Source organism: Agrobacterium fabrum str. C58 (assembly GCF_000092025.1).
GTDB classification, from domain to species: Bacteria; Pseudomonadota; Alphaproteobacteria; order Rhizobiales; family Rhizobiaceae; genus Agrobacterium; species Agrobacterium fabrum.
Window position 1 is genome coordinate 676205 of sequence record NC_003062.2, and the last position, 17037, is coordinate 693241.

At 61.2% G+C, this 17037-nt stretch carries 14 protein-coding genes; 10 read left to right on the plus strand and 4 right to left on the minus strand.

Annotated elements, in window-relative coordinates; genetic code table 11:
- Positions 1 to 123 precede the first annotated feature (123 nt).
- Together groL and groES are read right to left on the minus strand one after the other, a co-directional pair.
- Positions 124 to 1758 carry a chaperonin GroEL gene (gene groL, locus ATU_RS03355; protein ID WP_006313163.1) on the minus strand — a complete coding sequence of 545 codons (1635 nt, stop codon included), beginning with the start codon at positions 1756 to 1758 and terminating at the stop codon, positions 124 to 126.
- A 75-nt stretch (positions 1759 to 1833) separates the two neighbouring features.
- Positions 1834 to 2130, minus strand: coding sequence for a co-chaperone GroES (gene groES, locus ATU_RS03360; protein ID WP_003494080.1), 297 nt, complete (start codon positions 2128 to 2130; stop codon positions 1834 to 1836).
- A 369-nt stretch (positions 2131 to 2499) separates the two neighbouring features.
- Between groES and ATU_RS03365 the strand changes: the two genes are divergently transcribed.
- The 4 genes from ATU_RS03365 to ATU_RS03380 all read left to right on the plus strand — a co-directional run bounded on the left by ATU_RS03365 (position 2500) and on the right by ATU_RS03380 (position 8343).
- On the plus strand, positions 2500 to 3348 hold the full coding sequence (locus ATU_RS03365; protein ID WP_006313164.1) for a TIGR01459 family HAD-type hydrolase: 849 nt from the start codon (positions 2500 to 2502) through the stop codon (positions 3346 to 3348).
- 57 nt (positions 3349 to 3405) lie between these two features.
- Entirely contained in the window at positions 3406 to 4386 is a 981-nt protein-coding gene (locus tag ATU_RS03370) for a bifunctional riboflavin kinase/FAD synthetase (RefSeq protein WP_010971067.1), read from the plus strand.
- A 272-nt stretch (positions 4387 to 4658) separates the two neighbouring features.
- Positions 4659 to 7562: an isoleucine--tRNA ligase gene (gene ileS / locus ATU_RS03375; RefSeq protein ID WP_010971068.1), complete on the plus strand. Its 2904-nt coding sequence runs from the start codon at positions 4659 to 4661 to the stop codon at positions 7560 to 7562.
- A gap of 142 nt (positions 7563 to 7704) precedes the next feature.
- Complete coding sequence (locus tag ATU_RS03380) at positions 7705 to 8343, plus strand: hypothetical protein (protein ID WP_035256286.1); 639 nt, start codon at positions 7705 to 7707, stop codon at positions 8341 to 8343.
- Between the two features lie 54 nt (positions 8344 to 8397).
- Here ATU_RS03380 and ATU_RS03385 read toward each other — a convergent pair whose 3' ends face one another.
- Positions 8398 to 8856 (minus strand): nucleoside deaminase, encoded by a 459-nt coding sequence (locus ATU_RS03385; RefSeq protein ID WP_010971070.1) that lies wholly within the window; start codon positions 8854 to 8856, stop codon positions 8398 to 8400.
- 71 nt (positions 8857 to 8927) lie between these two features.
- Between ATU_RS03385 and ATU_RS03390 the strand changes: the two genes are divergently transcribed.
- The 3 genes from ATU_RS03390 to ATU_RS03400 all read left to right on the plus strand — a co-directional run bounded on the left by ATU_RS03390 (position 8928) and on the right by ATU_RS03400 (position 12488).
- Positions 8928 to 10937: a pseudouridine synthase gene (locus ATU_RS03390; RefSeq protein WP_010971071.1), complete on the plus strand. Its 2010-nt coding sequence runs from the start codon at positions 8928 to 8930 to the stop codon at positions 10935 to 10937.
- Positions 10918 to 11475: a 16S rRNA (guanine(966)-N(2))-methyltransferase RsmD gene (gene rsmD / locus ATU_RS03395; protein ID WP_010971072.1), complete on the plus strand. Its 558-nt coding sequence runs from the start codon at positions 10918 to 10920 to the stop codon at positions 11473 to 11475. The genes ATU_RS03390 and rsmD overlap by 20 nt, the downstream gene beginning before the upstream one ends.
- An 86-nt stretch (positions 11476 to 11561) precedes the next feature.
- On the plus strand, positions 11562 to 12488 hold the full coding sequence (locus ATU_RS03400) for a patatin-like phospholipase family protein (protein ID WP_010971073.1): 927 nt from the start codon (positions 11562 to 11564) through the stop codon (positions 12486 to 12488).
- 47 nt (positions 12489 to 12535) lie between these two features.
- On the opposite strand, the gene ATU_RS03405 is transcribed toward ATU_RS03400, so the two are convergent.
- Positions 12536 to 14368 carry a monovalent cation:proton antiporter-2 (CPA2) family protein gene (locus tag ATU_RS03405; RefSeq protein WP_010971074.1) on the minus strand — a complete coding sequence of 611 codons (1833 nt, stop codon included), beginning with the start codon at positions 14366 to 14368 and terminating at the stop codon, positions 12536 to 12538.
- Between the two features lie 116 nt (positions 14369 to 14484).
- On the opposite strand from ATU_RS03405, the gene ATU_RS03410 reads away from it, so the two are divergent.
- From ATU_RS03410 to ATU_RS03420, 3 genes are all read left to right on the plus strand, one after another.
- Positions 14485 to 15831, plus strand: coding sequence for a TldD/PmbA family protein (locus ATU_RS03410; RefSeq protein ID WP_010971075.1), 1347 nt, complete (start codon positions 14485 to 14487; stop codon positions 15829 to 15831).
- A gap of 93 nt (positions 15832 to 15924) precedes the next feature.
- Positions 15925 to 16731 (plus strand): 3'(2'),5'-bisphosphate nucleotidase CysQ, encoded by an 807-nt coding sequence (locus ATU_RS03415; protein WP_010971076.1) that lies wholly within the window; start codon positions 15925 to 15927, stop codon positions 16729 to 16731.
- Between the two features lie 61 nt (positions 16732 to 16792).
- Positions 16793 to 17032, plus strand: a complete 240-nt coding sequence (locus ATU_RS03420) for a DUF4170 domain-containing protein (protein ID WP_006313175.1) — start codon at positions 16793 to 16795, stop codon at positions 17030 to 17032.
- Positions 17033 to 17037: the final 5 nt, after the last annotated feature.

Sequence of the window (17037 nt, forward strand, 5' to 3'; positions counted from 1 at the left end):
TGATTGGAAGTCCATGCCGCCCGTCTGGTGCGCTTGCGACGCCGGACCCGCAAAAAGGCATGGGCGGCAATGAAAAAAGGGCGATCCGAAGATCGCCCTTTCGTATTCCGGTGACAGGACTGATTAGAAGTCCATGCCGCCCATGCCGCCGCCGGGCATCTGCGGCATTGCCGATTCCTTCTTAGGAAGCTCGGCGATCATCGCTTCGGTGGTGATCAGCAGCGAAGCAACCGAAGCTGCGTTCTGCAGAGCGGTACGTACAACCTTGACCGGGTCGACGATGCCGAGAGCGATCAGATCGCCATATTCGCCGGTCTGGGCGTTGTAGCCGTAGTTGTCTTCGTTCTTGTCGAGGATCTTGCCAACAACGATGGAAGCTTCATCACCAGCGTTTTCTGCGATCTGGCGAACCAGAGACTGCAGAGCCTTGCGCACGATGTTGATGCCGGCTTCCTGATCGTCGTTCACACCCTTGACGGTGATCTTCGTGGAAGAACGCAGCAGGGCAACGCCGCCGCCCGGTACGATGCCTTCCTGAACAGCAGCGCGCGTCGCGTTGAGAGCGTCGTCGATGCGGTCCTTCTTTTCCTTCACTTCAACTTCCGTCGAACCGCCAACGCGGATCACGGCAACGCCGCCAGCGAGCTTGGCAAGACGTTCCTGCAGCTTTTCGCGGTCGTAGTCGGAAGTGGTTTCCTCGATCTGTGCCTTGATCTGGGCAACGCGGCCTTCGATGTCGGACTTCTGGCCGGCACCGTCAACGATCGTGGTGTTTTCCTTGGAGATCGAAACCTTCTTCGACTTGCCGAGCATGTCGAGGGTAACGCTTTCGAGCTTGATGCCGAGGTCTTCGGAAATGACGGTACCACCGGTCAGGATGGCGATGTCTTCCAGCATGGCCTTGCGGCGATCGCCGAAGCCAGGAGCCTTGACGGCAGCGATCTTGAGGCCGCCACGCAGCTTGTTGACGACGAGCGTTGCAAGAGCTTCGCCTTCGACGTCTTCAGCGATGATGACGAGCGGCTTGCCGGTCTGAACGACGGCTTCGAGAACAGGCAGCATGGCCTGAAGGTTCGAGAGCTTCTTTTCGTGCAGAAGGATGTAAGCGTCTTCGAGGTCCGCAACCATCTTTTCCGGGTTGGTTACGAAGTAAGGCGACAGGTAGCCGCGGTCGAACTGCATGCCTTCGACGACTTCGAGTTCGGTTTCAGCAGTCTTGGCTTCTTCAACGGTGATGACGCCTTCGTTGCCGACGCGCTGCATTGCTTCAGCAATGTCGAGACCGATCTGACGCTCGCCGTTTGCAGAGATCGTGCCGACCTGTGCAACTTCTTCAGACGTGTTGATCTTCTTGGCCTTGGCCTGAAGGTCCTTGACGACTTCAGCAACGGCCAGATCGATACCGCGCTTGAGGTCCATCGGGTTCATGCCGGCAGCAACTGCCTTTGCACCTTCGCGAACGATGGCCTGGGCCAGAACCGTTGCGGTGGTGGTGCCGTCACCGGCGATGTCGTTGGTCTTGGAGGCAACTTCGCGAACGAGCTGTGCGCCCATGTTCTCGAACTTGTCTTCCAGTTCGATTTCCTTGGCGACGGAAACGCCGTCCTTGGTGATGCGCGGAGCGCCGAAGGACTTGTCGATAACGACGTTACGGCCCTTCGGGCCGAGGGTTACTTTCACTGCATCGGCAAGAATGTCGACGCCCTTGAGCATCTTTTCGCGCGCTGAGCGGCCGAATTTGACTTCTTTAGCTGCCATTTTTCAAAACTCCTGGTTTCGAACGGCCGGAACTGATCCGGCTTGAAATTTAAGGAAACGATGGGTTCGGCAAAATCAGCCGATGATACCCATGATGTCGGCTTCCTTCATGATCAGAAGGTCTTCGCCGTCGAGCTTGACTTCAGTGCCCGACCACTTGCCGAACAGAACGCGATCGCCAACCTTGACGTCGAGAGCGACGACCTTGCCGGCCTCATCGCGCGCGCCGGAACCGACGGCGACGATTTCGCCTTCCTGCGGCTTTTCCTTGGCGGTATCGGGAATGATGATGCCGCCCTTGGTCTTTGCTTCGGACTCAACGCGACGAACGACGACGCGATCATGAAGCGGACGGAAATTGGTGCTTGTCATTGCCTAATCCCTCGATCAAATGACTTCAGGAACCTTTTGAAGGTCCCCGTGATGGGTGTTAGCACTCCCCTTGTTGGAGTGCCAGCAGAGCCGAGATAAGGAGGCGCTCTCCCGGAGTCAAGAACGCGCTGCCGGAAAAATTTCACGGCCTATGGTTACCAGCGTTCCATGACAGAAAATTTCCACGCGCTGACGAGGTGCGGGCAAACCGCTCTTTGCGGGCAGTCTTCGTTTTCGGCATAGCGGGGTTTTATGGTCGGATGGTGGCCGGTAGGCCGCAGGCAGGCCTGGCACCGCTTTTTTCCTTGCCATCGGCGTCCCGCTTTGCGATGTGACGCACACTCTTTTTTCGCACCCGGAAAGCACATCATGGCCCATCGCATTCTCACCCTCGGCGAAATCACTGATGGGTTCGACGTTGTTCTTTCGGATGTCTGGGGCGTGCTGCACAATGGCGTCAGCGCCTTTCCGGATGCGGCTGTTGCGCTGCATGAAGCGCGCAAGGCGGGCAAGACGGTGGTGCTCATCACCAATTCGCCGCGCCCGGCCCCCGGCGTCATCGCCCAGCTGCGTGTTCTCGGCGTGCCTGACGAGGCCTATGACCGTATCATCACCTCAGGTGATGTCACCCGCGGCCTGATCGCCGAAGGCCCGAAAAAAGTCTTCCTGCTCGGTCCCGAGCGGGACATGCCGCTGCTGGAAGGTCTCGATGTCGAGCGGGTCGGCGAGGCTGAGGCGCAATCCGTGGTCTGCACCGGCTTCTTTGATGACGAGACGGAAACGCCCGAAGATTATACGGAAATGCTGAAGGGCTTCATCGCCCGCAAGGTGCCGATGATCTGCGCCAACCCCGACCTGGTGGTGGAGCGCGGCGAGCGCATCATCCCCTGCGCCGGCGCAATGGCGGCCTATTACGAACAGCTGGGCGGCGAAGTCCGCATTGCCGGCAAGCCGCATGCGCCGATCTATGAAGCCTGCCTTGCGGCGGCCAAAGACGTGCGCGGCGCCTTCGCCAAGGATCGTGTGCTGGCCATCGGCGACGGCATGCCGACGGATGTGAAGGGTGCGATCGCGAGTGGCCTCAACCTTCTTTATATCAGCGGCGGCATTCACGCCGCTGAATATACGCTGAACGGCCAGACGGACGAGGCGCTTCTGAATGCCTATCTGAAGGGGCAGGGTGCTGCTCCCGGCTGGTGGATGCCCCGTCTTGCCTAAGAAAGTCTTGCCTAAGAACGTCTCGCCTAAGCTGGCGTAAAAATTGGATCGACTGCCATGACCGTCTTTCATCGCAATGAAAAAAAAGAGCCGTTGCCGGAAGCTCTTCGCGGTGGCGTTATCGCGATCGGCAATTTCGATGGTGTGCATCGTGGCCACCGCGCCGTGCTGGACCGTGCTCTGGAACTGGCGGAAGCCCGCGGTGTTCCCGCCCTGGTCCTGACCTTCGAGCCGCATCCCCGGTCCGTCTTCCGTCCTGATACACCTGTCTTTCGTCTGACGCCCGCGCCGTTGAAAGCCCGCATTCTCGAGGCGATCGGTTTCCGCTCCGTCATCGAATATCCCTTCGACCGGGAGTTCTCGCAGCGTTCGGCGGACGAATTCGTCCAGTCCATATTGGTCGACTGGCTGGGTGCCAGCGCTGTCGTTACCGGTTTTGATTTCCATTTCGGCAAGGGCCGCGAGGGCGGTCCGGCATTCCTGATGGCAGCCGGCAAACGTCACGGCTTCGACGTGACGCTGGTGGATGCCTTCCGCGACGAGGGGTCGGATGTCGTTTCCTCCAGCCGTATCCGCTCGCTTCTGTGTGAGGGCGATGTGGCGGGTGCCGCCGGTCTGCTCGGTTATCGCTTTACCGTGGAGAGCGAGGTCATCGGCGGCCAGAAGCTCGGCCGCACATTGGGATACCCCACTGCCAACATGGCGCTGGCGCCGGAGACGGAGCTGAAGGCGGGCATCTATGCCGTGCGGTTCCGTCGCCTCGATGGTTCGATCCACGATGGCGTCGCGAGTTTCGGCTACCGCCCGACGGTGACGGAGAACGGTGCGGCGCTGCTCGAAACCTTCCTGTTCGATTTTTCGGGCGATCTTTATGGGGAAGTGTGTTCGGTGTCCTTCTTCGGGCACCTGCGCGACGAGCTGAAGTTCGACGGGCTCGATCCGCTTGTCGCCCAGATCAGGCGTGATGAAGAGGAGGCGAGGGCGATGCTATCAGGCGTGCGTCCGCTCAGCCAGCTGGACGCGAAGATCGCGTTCTGATCGTGTTCGTCCGGCTGCGCCTTGCCGTCGCTTTTCTCTTCCTTTTTGCTGGGAAACCGCATAAACAACCGTCCATGTCCCAATACCGGTTGAAATTTGCAATTCAGATTGGCCGAATTATTGGCCCGGCCTTCCGCCCGCTCTGAGAGAGCCGGAAGGTCCGGGATTTTGGCGCTTACATGACATGTGACATATGGCATGGCGCTTTCCGAATTTGCCCTCTTTGCAATTGAGATGGCGCGACTGATACGGCGCGCAACAACGGTACGATTATGAGCGACACCGCAGAAAAACTGGACTATTCCACCACCCTCTATCTGCCGCAGACGGATTTTCCGATGCGTGCCGGCCTGCCGCAGAAAGAACCGGAAACGGTGAAGCGCTGGCAGGATATGGGCCTCTACAAGAAGCTGCGCGCTTCCGCCGCCGGCCGCGAGAAATTCGTGCTGCATGACGGCCCGCCCTATGCCAACGGCAACATCCACATCGGCCATGCGCTGAACAAAATCCTGAAGGACGTCATCACCCGCTCGTTCCAGATGCGCGGTTTCGACGCCAATTACGTGCCCGGCTGGGATTGCCACGGCCTGCCGATCGAATGGAAGATCGAGGAAGCCTACCGCGCCAGGGGCAAAAACAAGGACGAGGTTCCGGTCAACGAATTCCGTAAGGAATGCCGTGACTTCGCGGCCGGCTGGATCAAGGTTCAGTCGGAAGAGTTCAAGCGTCTCGGCATCGAGGGCGACTTCGAAAACCCCTATACGACGATGAACTTCCACGCCGAAGCCCGCATCGCCGGTGAACTCCTGAAGATCGCCCGGAGCGGCCAGCTTTATCGCGGTTCCAAGCCCATCATGTGGTCGGTGGTCGAGCGCACGGCGCTGGCGGAAGCCGAAGTCGAATACCACGATGTCGAGAGCGACATGATCTGGGTGAAATTCCCGGTGAAGGATGCTGCGCCCGCTCTTTCCGGCGTCTCCGTCGTCATCTGGACGACCACGCCGTGGACCATCCCCGGCAATCGCGCCATCGCGTTCTCTTCGCGGGTCGAATATGGCCTTTTCGAAGTCGAAAGCGCGCAGAATGATTTTGGCCCGCAGACGGGCGAAAAGCTGATCTTCGCCAGGAAACTTGCTGACGAGGCCGCAGCCAAGGCGAAGCTGACCTTCAAGTTCGTTCGCGATGTGAAAAGCGAAGAACTGGCGGCCATCACCTGCGCCCATCCTTTGGCATCACTCGGCTACGATTTCCCGGTTCCGCTTCTCGATGGCGATCACGTCACCGACGATGCCGGTACGGGTTTCGTGCACACCGCGCCAAGCCATGGCCGCGAGGACTTTGATGCCTGGACGAATAGCGTCCGCACCCTTGAAGCACGCGGGATCGATACCAAAATCCCGTTCCCGGTCGATGACGCCGGTTTCTACACCGAAGACGCCCCCGGTTTCGGCCCGTCGGCCGAAGGTGGTGCGGCCCGCGTCATGGACGACAACGGCAAGAAGGGCGATGCCAACGAGCGCGTCATCAAGGCGCTGATCGCGGCCAACAACCTGTTTGCGCGGGGTCGTCTGAAGCACAGCTATCCGCATAGCTGGCGCTCCAAGAAGCCGGTGATCTTCCGCAACACGCCGCAGTGGTTCGTCTACATGGACAAGGAACTCGGCGACGGCACGACGTTGCGTTCGCGTTCGCTCGATGCCATCGACCAGACCCGCTTCGTTCCGGCTTCCGGCCAGAACCGTCTGCGCGCCATGATCGAAGGCCGGCCCGACTGGGTTCTGTCGCGCCAGCGCAGCTGGGGCGTGCCGATCGCCGTTTTTGCCGACGAGCAGGGCGAGGTTCTGGTGGACGAAGCCGTCAACGCCCGCATCCTCGAGGCCTTCGAGGCCGAAGGTGCGGATGCCTGGTTTGCCGAAGGTGCCAAGGAACGTTTCCTCGGCAACGACCACGACCATGCCAAATGGCAGCAGGTCATGGACATCCTCGATGTGTGGTTCGACAGCGGCTGCACCCATACCTTCACGCTGGAAGACCGCCCGGACATGAAGTGGCCGGCGGATGTCTATCTGGAAGGCTCCGACCAGCATCGCGGCTGGTTCCATTCGTCGCTGCTGGAAAGCTGCGCGACGCGTGGCCGCGCGCCCTATAACGCCGTCGTCACCCATGGTTTCACCATGGACGAGCAGGGCCGCAAGCAGTCCAAGTCTCTCGGCAACGTGGTTGCACCACAGGACGTGATGAAAGAGTCCGGCGCGGATATTCTGCGCCTGTGGGTCATGACGACCGACTACTGGGAAGACCAGCGTCTGGGTAAGGCCATCATCCAGACCAACATCGATGCCTACCGCAAGCTGCGTAACACGGTGCGCTGGATGCTCGGCACGCTCGCGCACGACAATGGCGAGGAGATCGCCTATGCCGATCTGCCGGAGCTGGAAAAGCTGGTGCTGCACCGCCTGTCCGAGTTGGATAAGGTTGTGCGCGATGGGTACGACGCCTTCGACTTCAAGAAGATCACCCGCGCCCTGATCGATTTCGCCAATGTCGAGCTGTCGGCGTTCTATTTCGATATCCGCAAGGACACGCTTTATTGCGACGCGCCGTCGTCGCTGAAGCGTCGCGCATCGCTGTCGGTCATCGCCAAGCTGTTCGATTGCCTCGTCACATGGCTCGCACCCATGCTGCCCTTCACAACTGAAGAAGCATGGCTGTCGCGCTATCCGGATGCGGAATCGGTGCATCTTGCCCAGTTCCCGGAAATCCCGGCGGAGTGGAAGAACGACGCGTTGGAAGCCAAGTGGGAAAAAATCCGGAAGGTCCGCACCGTCGTGACGGGCGCGCTGGAAGTCGAGCGCCGCGAAAAGCGTATCGGCTCCTCGCTGGAGGCAGCCCCGGTCGTCCACATTGCCGATTCCGATCTTCTGGCGGCGCTGTCAGGACAGGACTTTGCCGAAATCTGCATCACCTCCGCCATCACGGTGGTGGGCGATGAGGGCCCGGCCGATGGCTTCCGCTTGCAGGAAGTGGCGAAGGTCGTGGTCGAGCAGAAGCTGGCGGAAGGCGTGAAATGCGCCCGTTCGTGGCGCATCACCACCGATGTCGGCTCCGATCCGCAATATCCCGACGTATCGGCCCGCGATGCGGCGGCACTGCGGGAGCTTGCCGCACTCAAGTAATGAAAATGGCCGGATGAATTGCGCTTTGCCTCTTCATCCGGTACACCTGCCTGAAAATGGCCGGATTTGCACGGCAATGCGGGCTGCCGCCTGCCGAAAGACGATGTCTGGCGAAGTGGGACGGACGGCTGGAAGGGTTTCAATGAAGACGATGCAGGGTAATGCGCAGGGTTTGGGCATGTTTCGCACGGTTGTTGGCGTCACGACGATAGGCGTGCTGCTGGGCGCCTGCACCAGCCCGACCTACGGTACGGGCAAGACGGCTGCCGAACAGCTCGTCGACGATCTCGGCAACGCGACCTCGATCACCGGCGACCAGAGCAAGCGCAACCTGAAATACGGCCCCCGCCCGGGTCTCGTCGTTCCCGCCCAGGCCCGTGCCGAACAGCTGACCACGCCGCAGCAGAACATGGCCAACCGCGAAAACAACCCGCAATGGGTCGAATCGCCGGAAGAAACCCGCGAACGTCTGCGCGATGAGGCGGATGCCAACAAGAACAACCCGCATTACCGCTCGCCGCTGCTCGCCGGCAACGGCACCGCCGGCCAGATGACCGAAAGCCAGAAGTGGGAAGCCTTCCGCAAGGCCAAGGCCGATGCCCAGGGCGGTTCCGTCGTTAATGCCCAGCGCAAGTTCCTGACCGATCCGCCGGCTGAATATCGCAGCGTTCCGCAGGATCAGCTGACCGATCTCGGTGAGCCGGAACAGAAAAAGGAAAAGCGCCGCAAGAAAGAAGCGGCTGTCGCCAACACCGGCAAGAGCTGGTGGAACCCCTTCTGAGAAAAATGACGGGCTGATGGGCCTGCGGGAAAGCTTGTGCCTCCCGCCGGCCGCTTAGTCGTCGAGACGTTTCTCGCGGAAGAATTGCCGCAGGATTTCAGCACTTTCGCTTTCCGCCAGTCCTGAATAGACATCCGGTGCATGGTGGCAGGTTGGCTGGCTGAAGAAGCGCACGCCACTCTCCACAGCGCCGCCCTTCGGGTCTTGCGCGCCGTAATAAAGGCGGCGGATACGGGCAAATGAAATCGCCGCCGCGCACATGGTGCAGGGCTCCAGCGTAACGTAAAGATCGGCACCGGGCAGGCGTTCCTGTCCCAGCGCTTCGCAGGCCATGCGGATCACAGCGATTTCGGCATGCGCGGTCACATCGTTCAATTCACGGGTGCGGTTGCCGGAACGGGCAATGACGCGGCCATCCAGAACAAGCACGGCGCCGATCGGAACCTCATCCCGCTCGCCGGCGGAACGGGCTTCGACAAGCGCCAGTTCCATGAAATGCGTCCTTTCGGCCATTGCGGTTCAATTTCCTCTTAACCCTTGTGCTTGGACCTGATAGGACAGCCCAAACAACAGGCAAATAGCAAATGACTTTTAAAGACAAGCCGAAGCGTGACGGCGGCAAAACTTTTGGCGGCGACAGGAAGCCGAAAGGCCCCGGCAAACCCGCTGCAGAGCGTGAAAAGAAACCGGCGCAAGCCAAGGCTGCGCCCGCTTCTGCCGCCACGGCCGAAGTGGTTGGTGCCGGCAAGCCCGAGCGTATCTCGAAAATCATGGCGCGCGCCGGCGTTGCCTCGCGCCGCGATGTCGAGCGCATGATCATGGAAGGCCGCGTGTCGCTGAACGGCGTCTTGCTGGATACGCCGGTGGTCAACGCCACGCTCTCCGACAAGATCGAAGTGGACGGCATGCCGATTCGCGGTGCGGAGCGCACCCGCCTCTGGCTCTACCACAAGCCCGCCGGCCTGGTGACGACCAATTCCGACCCGGAAGGCCGCCCGACCGTTTTCGATAATCTGCCGGGTGAACTGCCGCGCGTGCTCTCCATCGGCCGCCTCGATATCAATACAGAAGGCCTGCTGCTGCTCACCAATGATGGCGGCCTTTCCCGCGTGCTGGAACTGCCGACCACCGGCTGGCTGCGCCGTTACCGCGTGCGCGCCCATGGCGAGGTCGATCAGGCAGCACTGGACAAGCTGAAGGACGGCATTGCCGTTGACGGCGTGCTTTATGGCGCGATCGACGCAACGCTCGACCGTACCCAGGGCCACAATGTCTGGATCACCATGGGTCTGCGCGAAGGCAAGAACCGCGAAATCAAGAACGTGCTCGGCGCGCTCGGTCTTGAGGTTAACCGCCTGATCCGCATTTCCTATGGCCCGTTCCAGCTGGGTGATCTGCCCGAGGGCAAGGTGCTGGAAGTGCGCGGCCGCATGCTGCGTGACCAGCTTGGCCCGCGCCTGATCGAAGAGGCCGGCGCCAATTTCGACGCGCCGATCTACAATACATCTGTCGACGATGAGGAAGAGGCGCCGGCTAAGCGCGCCAAGTCCGAATGGGCAAAGAGCGACGCGCCTGAGGGCAAGCCGCGTTTTGAAAAAGCAGCCGGCAAGCCGGAAGACCGCCGCGAAAAGGCGCTCGGCCGTCTGGATACCAAGCGCAGCGACAAGCCCGCTGGCAAGTTTGGCGCCAAGCCTGCCGGAAAATTCGGTGGCAAGGGCCGCAATGACGACGAGGGCGATGATCGTCGCCCCCGCCCGCCCGCCGGCACCAGCCGCACCGCCAATGTCTGGATGGCACCTGGCGCAAAGCCCACCCGCGATGGCAAGGAACGCAAGTCGTCAGCCCGCGCTGAAGCTGAAAGCCTGTTCAAGAAGCCGTCTGCGCAGGATGAAGCCCGCCGTAACGTCGTGCGGCATGCTGACGCCGAAGGCGAGTGGATTCGTTCGGACTCCCCCCGTGAAGAAGAAGGTGGCCGCGGACGCGGTGACCGTCCTGGCCGCGGCGAAAAGAGCTTTGGCGATCGCGGTGGACGCGGCGGCAAACCTTTTGGCGACAGACCCTCCGGCGACCGGCCATTCCGGGATCGCCCCCGCGAAGACGGCGATCGCCCCCGTGGGGATCGACCTGCACGCGGAACAAAGAGCTTCGGTGATCGCCCCGCACGCGGCGACAAACCCTTCGGTGACCGTCCGTTCCGTGACCGGCCTCGCGAAGACGGCGATCGCCCACGCAGCGACCGTCCGCGTGGCGAGAAGAGTTTTGGCGATCGTACCGCGCGTGGCGAAAAGCCATTCAGCGAACGCCCGTTCCGTGACAAGCCCCGCGAAGAGGGAGATCGTCCCGGCAGTGATCGTCCGCGCGGTGACCGGCCTTTCGGCGACAAGCCCAGAGGCGGTAAACCCGGCGGCAGGCCCGCATCGGGCAAGCCGTCCTTCGGCAAATCCGGCGAGCGTGGCGAACGCTCCGGTTTTTCGGGCAAGGGTAAAGGCCCCGGTGGCAATGGCCCCGGCGGCGGCAAGCCGGGCGGCAAAGGCCCGGGTGGCAAACCTTCTGGTGGCAGGGGAATGACACGTAATGCGGATCGTAGGCGGTGAGTTCCGCGGCCGGACACTGGCCGCGCCGAAATCGAATTCCATTCGTCCAACCATCGACAGGACGCGGGAAAGCCTCTTTAACATCCTGAGCCACGCCTATCCGGAAAGTCTTGACGGTACGCGCGTGCTGGACGTTTTTGCCGGAACCGGCGCGGTGGGGCTGGAAGCCCTGTCGCGCGGCTGTCGGGTGGCGCTCTTCGTCGAAAACGGCGTCGAGGGCAGGGGACTGCTCTGGGAAAACATCGATGCGCTCGGCCTGCATGGCCGCGCCCGTATCCTGCGGCGTGACGCCACCAAGCTCGGTGGCGTCAACAATATCGAGCCCTTCGATCTTCTCTTCGCCGATCCGCCCTATGGCCATGGCCATGGCGAGAAGGCTTTCGCTGCAGCCCATGCCGGCGGCTGGCTGACATCAGGCGCGCTCGCCATTCTGGAAGAGCGCGGCGATGTGACGGTCACGGTCGAGCCGGTATTCAAGCTGCTCGAAAGCCGGATTTTCGGTGATACCAAGATGCATTTCTACCGCTACGAGCCCTGACGGGAGCCTTCCCGTCACGCCACGGTCTTGTCTTGTTTGCGCAATAGGCAGAGCCTTTGCCGTGGTAATCTTTTAGGGTGTTTCGCATGGAGCAGGCTGGCAACGACAGCGTCACGATCGTCCGCGCGGGGGAGGACGTCCTCAAGGGCGCTGGCGGCAGCGGCCACGAGCCGACATTCGGACTGGCGCTCGGCGGTGGCGGTGCCCGCGGCATCTGCCACATCAACATCGTCGAGGCGCTGGATGAACTCGGCATCCGGCCGGTGATGCTCTCCGGTTCCTCCATCGGCTCCATCATTGGTGCGGGCATGGCAGCCGGCATGTCGGGCCGCGAAATCCGCGAATATACGCTTGAACTCATGGGCCGGAAGGGCTCGGTGGCACACCGGCTCTGGAGCCTCGGCCCGGCATCGATGCGCCATGCGGCCCACGGTTTTCGCCTCGGCCAGTTCAATCTCGAACTCATCCTTCATGCCCTGATGCCGCAGGCCCTGCCGAAGGATTTTTCGCAGCTTGCCATCCCGCTGAAGGTGATAACGACAGATTATTACGCCCAGACCGAAGTGGTGGTGGAAAGCGGCGAGATCATCCAGGCACTCGCCGCATCCGCCGCCATACCGGCGCTGTTCATGCCTGTTCGTATCGATGGCCGTATCATGATTGATGGCGGCATTTTCAATCCGGTCCCTTATGAGCATCTGCTTGAACACGCCGATATCGTCATCGGTGTCGATGTGGTCGGCGGCCCGGAAGGCGATGGCAGCACCATGCCGAACCGGCTGGATAGCCTGTTCGGCGCCAGCCAGCTGATGATGCAGGCGGCGATTGCTCTAAAACTGAGGCTGCGCCCGCCGCACATTTTCCTGCGCCCACCGGTGCACCGTTTCGGCGTGCTGGATTTTTTGAAGTCGGAGGAGGTGCTCAATGCGTCGGCCAGCATCAAGGATGATCTGAAACGCCAGATCGAGATGCAGGTGGAGTTGTTTCACCGCGGGCAGGGCGTGGAGGCTTGAGCGTTACACCCTGAATAGGAAGCCGAGCGGGGGCCGCTTATTTGACACTACAGTAAAACTTCCGTCTCGCTTTCCTCCATATCCTCTTCTTCCTCCTCCCGCTTCTCCGCCTTGTTCTTCGGCTTCATCAGCGGTTCCGGCTTCACTTCGCGCACGGGTTTGTTGTGCAGCATCTGCCGTCCGGCCGCGAGGCCTTCGACGGCCTGAAGCTCCAGTCGCTGTTCGTCGCGTTCGCGGATGTCGTCGGAAATGGCAAGTGCCCTTTCAGCGTCCATATCCAGCCCTTCCAGAATGCGCCTGCCGAACAGCAGGCCGGATTCCAGCGTCTCTCGGATTTCATATTCCACGCCCTTTTTCCTGAGGTCGAGGGAATGAATGCGGTCATAGGAGCGGGCATAGATGCGCACGCTTGGAAATTCCGACTGGATCATGTCGATGATACGGTCGGTGACCTCCTTCTTGTGGGTGCAGACCGCCACCAGATCGGCGCGTTCGATACCGGCTGCGATCAGCACATCCTTGCGGGTGCCATCGCCGAAAAAGATGCGGAACCCGAAACGGGCGGCCTGACGCACACGGTCGGCCGAACTGTCGATGACAGTCACGTCGCGGCCGCCAGCAAGAAGGATCTGCGAGGCGATCTGGCCGAAGCGGGAAAAGCCGATCATCAGCACATCCGCACCCGCCCCGTCGAAATCCTCTTCCAGCTTGTCCTCTTCCGCATCCTCCGCGGTCAGCCGCCGCGAAATCACTGCCAGAACCGGCGTCAGCGCCATGGAGAGCGTGACGACGGCGACGAGGATCGAGGCCGTGGCCTGCGGAAACAGGCCGGACGCGGCGGCCGTGGTGAAAAGCACGAAACCGAATTCGCCGCCCTGCGCCAGAAGCAGCGCGATGCGGCTCGACGCATAACGCGACGAACCGGCAATGCGGCAAAGACCATAGATCAGGGCCGCCTTCACCGCCATCATGACAGGCACGGCGATGAGGATGAGGACGATGTGCTCGTAGACGATATTGATATGCAGCGACATGCCGACGGCCATGAAGAACAGCGCCAGGAACAACCCGCGAAACGGCTCGATATCGGCCTCCAGCTCATGCCGGTAAGAGGATTCCGACAGCATCAGCCCTGCCAGCAGCGCACCCATGCCCATCGACAGGCCCACCATCTCCATAATGGCGGCCGCGCCGATGACGACAAAAAGGGCGGCCGCGATCATCACTTCGCGCGCACCCGTGCGGGCGATGATCTGGAACATCGGCGTCAGCAGGAAGCGTCCGGCCAGCACCATGCCTGCCACCGCAACGACCGAGGCGACGAGATCGTAAGCCATCGAATCCGTCGGCACATCCGGCCGGTTGGAGAGAATGGTCACGAGCGCCAGAAGCGGCACGATGGCAAGATCCTGAAACAGCAGGATCGAGAAGGAACGGTTGCCGTGGCGCGTATTCATGTCGCCGTCGTCTTCCAGAATCTGCAGCGCAAAAGCGGTGGAGGAAAGCGCAAGGCCGAAACCCGCAACCACGCTTCCCCGCGCGTCGATCAGCCCCGCCCACCAGGCAATCGCCGCCAGCGCGCTACCCGTCACCAGCACCTGCGCCAGCCCGAGGCCCAAAATATCGCGCCGCATCTGCCAGATGCGCGAGGGTTTCAGTTCCAGCCCGATGATGAAGAGCAGGAAAACCACGCCGAGTTCCGAGACATTGAAGATGTCCTTCGCATCCGTGACGAGATGCAGGAACGGCCCGATGATGATGCCGGCCACCAGATAACCGAGCACGGTGCCAAGACCTAGCTTGCGGAAAACGGAGGCCGCGATGACCGCGCCGGCCAGAAGCAGCAATGGTTCGGAAAAGAGAGCGTCGTGCTCGGTCATGCGGGCGGACTTTCAAATAGGGTGGCGATGGAGCCGTCTGAATGGAGAAAGCGGCGTTTCGCCCTTGATGCAGGGTTGCTGGCACAATAAATGGAACAGGAATGAAAGGCCAACTCATGTCCTCAGAAATAGATTCTTCCAAACTTCTCGATCGCGCCAGCCAGCTTGTCGATCTCGCCCGTGCCGCCGGTGCGGATGAGGCGGATGCCGTTGTCGTGCGCTCCCGTTCGCAATCGGTCGGCGTGCGGCTTGGCAAGGTGGAAAGCACCGAATCCTCCGAAAGCGATGATTTTTCCCTGCGTGTCTTCGTTGGCCGCCGGGTGGCAAGCGTTTCGGCCAATCCGGGTTTTGATCTGAAGACCCTTGCCGAACGGGCCGTCGCCATGGCGAAGGTTTCCCCCGAAGACCCCTTTGCCTGCCTTGCGGACAAGCAACGGCTGGCGACATCCTATGACGATCTCCAGCTTTTCGACGCGACGGAAGTCTCGGCGGATCAGCTTCGGGAAGCGGCACTTGCCTCGGAAGAGGCGGCGCTGGCGGTCAAGGGCGTCAGCAATTCCTCCGGTGCCGGCGCATCGAGCGGCATGGGCGGGCTCGTGCTCGTCACCTCACACGGTTTTTCCGGCAGCTATATGGGCAGCCGCTTCGGCCGCTCCGTCAGCGTCATCGCCGGCGAAGGCACGAAGATGGAGCGCGACTACGATTACGATAGCCGCCTTTATTATGCTGATCTGGATACAGCCGAAGAGATCGGTCGCCGCGCCGGGGAAAAAGTGGTGCGGCGCGTCGGCCCGCGTCAGGTCGATACCGGCAGCAATATCACTGTGGTGTTCGATCCCCGTATCGCCCGCGGTTTCGTCGGCGCCATTGCCGGTGCGATCAATGGTGCTTCGGTTGCCCGCAAGACCAGCTTCCTGCGCGACAAGATGGGCCAGCAGATTCTGAAAAAAGGCCTTTATCTCACCGACGATCCCCAGATCGTGCGCGGCCCGTCCTCCCGTCCCTTTGACGGCGAGGGTATCAGGGGTGAGAAGATGACGATGATCGAGGATGGTGTTTTGAAACACTGGTTCCTCTCCACCTCGGCGGCGCGCGAGCTTGGCCTTGAAACCAATGGCCGCGGCGTGCGCGGCGGCACCTCGGTCTCGCCTGCCTCCACCAACCTGGCGCTGGAGCCGGGCGATCTCTCACCGGAAGAATTGCTGGTGCAGATCGGAACCGGTTTTTACGTCACCGAACTGATTGGTCACGGCGCCAACATGCTGACAGGTGAGTATAGCTGCGGTGCCAGCGGTTTCTGGATCGAGAACGGTGAAAAATCCTTCCCCGTGTCCGAAGTCACCATCGCGTCCAACCTGAAGGACATGTTCATGCGGGTGACGCCTGCCAATGATATCGACCGCAAATATGGTGTCGCGGCACCGACGCTCGCCATCGAAGGCATGACGATCGCCGGCAAGTGATGCGGCCTGCGGGTTGTTTTCGCGGGCACTTTATGTGCAAGTGCGAAGAGAAAAACGGGCGCGCCGTTTGAGGCGCGCGGAAAAGACGGCAAAATGAACGATATGGCTGAGGCCCGCTGGGCCTCCGATTTGAGGCTGGTTCTCGGAGCCGCCCGCAAGGCGGGCGAGACGGCGCTGGGTTTCTTCCGCAAGGACCCCGAGGTCTGGTGGAAGAATGGCGGGCTTTCGCCGGTCAGCGCGGCGGATTATGCCGCCAACGACATTCTCGCAACCATTCTTCGCTCCGCCCGGCCTGACTATGGCTGGCTTTCCGAGGAGACGGATGACGATACGGAGAGGCTGTCGCGCTCCACCGTCTTCGTCGTCGATCCCATTGACGGAACCCGCGCCTTCATCGGCGGTCGGGATACCTGGTGCGTCAGCGTTGCGGTGGTCCATGAGGGTCGGCCGGTCGTCGGCGTGCTCGTCGCGCCGGCGCTGGCGGAGGAGTTCACCGCGGTGGAAGGCGGCATGGCGTTGAAGAACGGAGCCGCCATCTCGGCAACCCGTGACAATGGCGGAACCTTCCATCTTGCCGCAGCGGCGGAAGCGATCGCGCACCTGCCGGAAGCGTTGCGCAACACCGTCGAGCGCATTCCGCACGTCCCTTCGCTTGCCTACCGGCTGGCGATGGTAGCGGATGGCCGCATCGATGGAACGCTGGTCAAGGCGAACTCGCATGAGTGGGATCTCGCCGCCGCCGATCTCATCCTTGAGCGGTCCGGCGGCCAGCTTGTCGGCCTCGATGGCAAACCTCTGATGTATAATCGCCGCGAGGTGAACCACCCCGCATTGTGCGCCGCAGCAGATTATGCGCTGCCTGCACTTTTGAAAGCGTTTTCACATCTGTCTGACGGTTGACGTTTGCCGGGAAATCCCGCAGATGAAGGCCTCTCTCAGCGTTTAAGAAAGAGATAAAGACATGACGGAAACTGGCAAACCGAAACAGCTGCTGCACCTCGTCTTCGGCGGCGAACTTGAAAACCTTCAGGATGTTCAGTTCCGGGATTTGAACGCGCTCGATATCGTCGGCATCTATCCGGATTACGCTTCCGCGCTGACCGCATGGAAGTCCAAGGCGCAGATGACGGTTGATAACGCCCATATGCGTTATTTTATCGTGCATATGCACCGTCTTCTCAATCCTGACGACAAAATTTGAGTCCT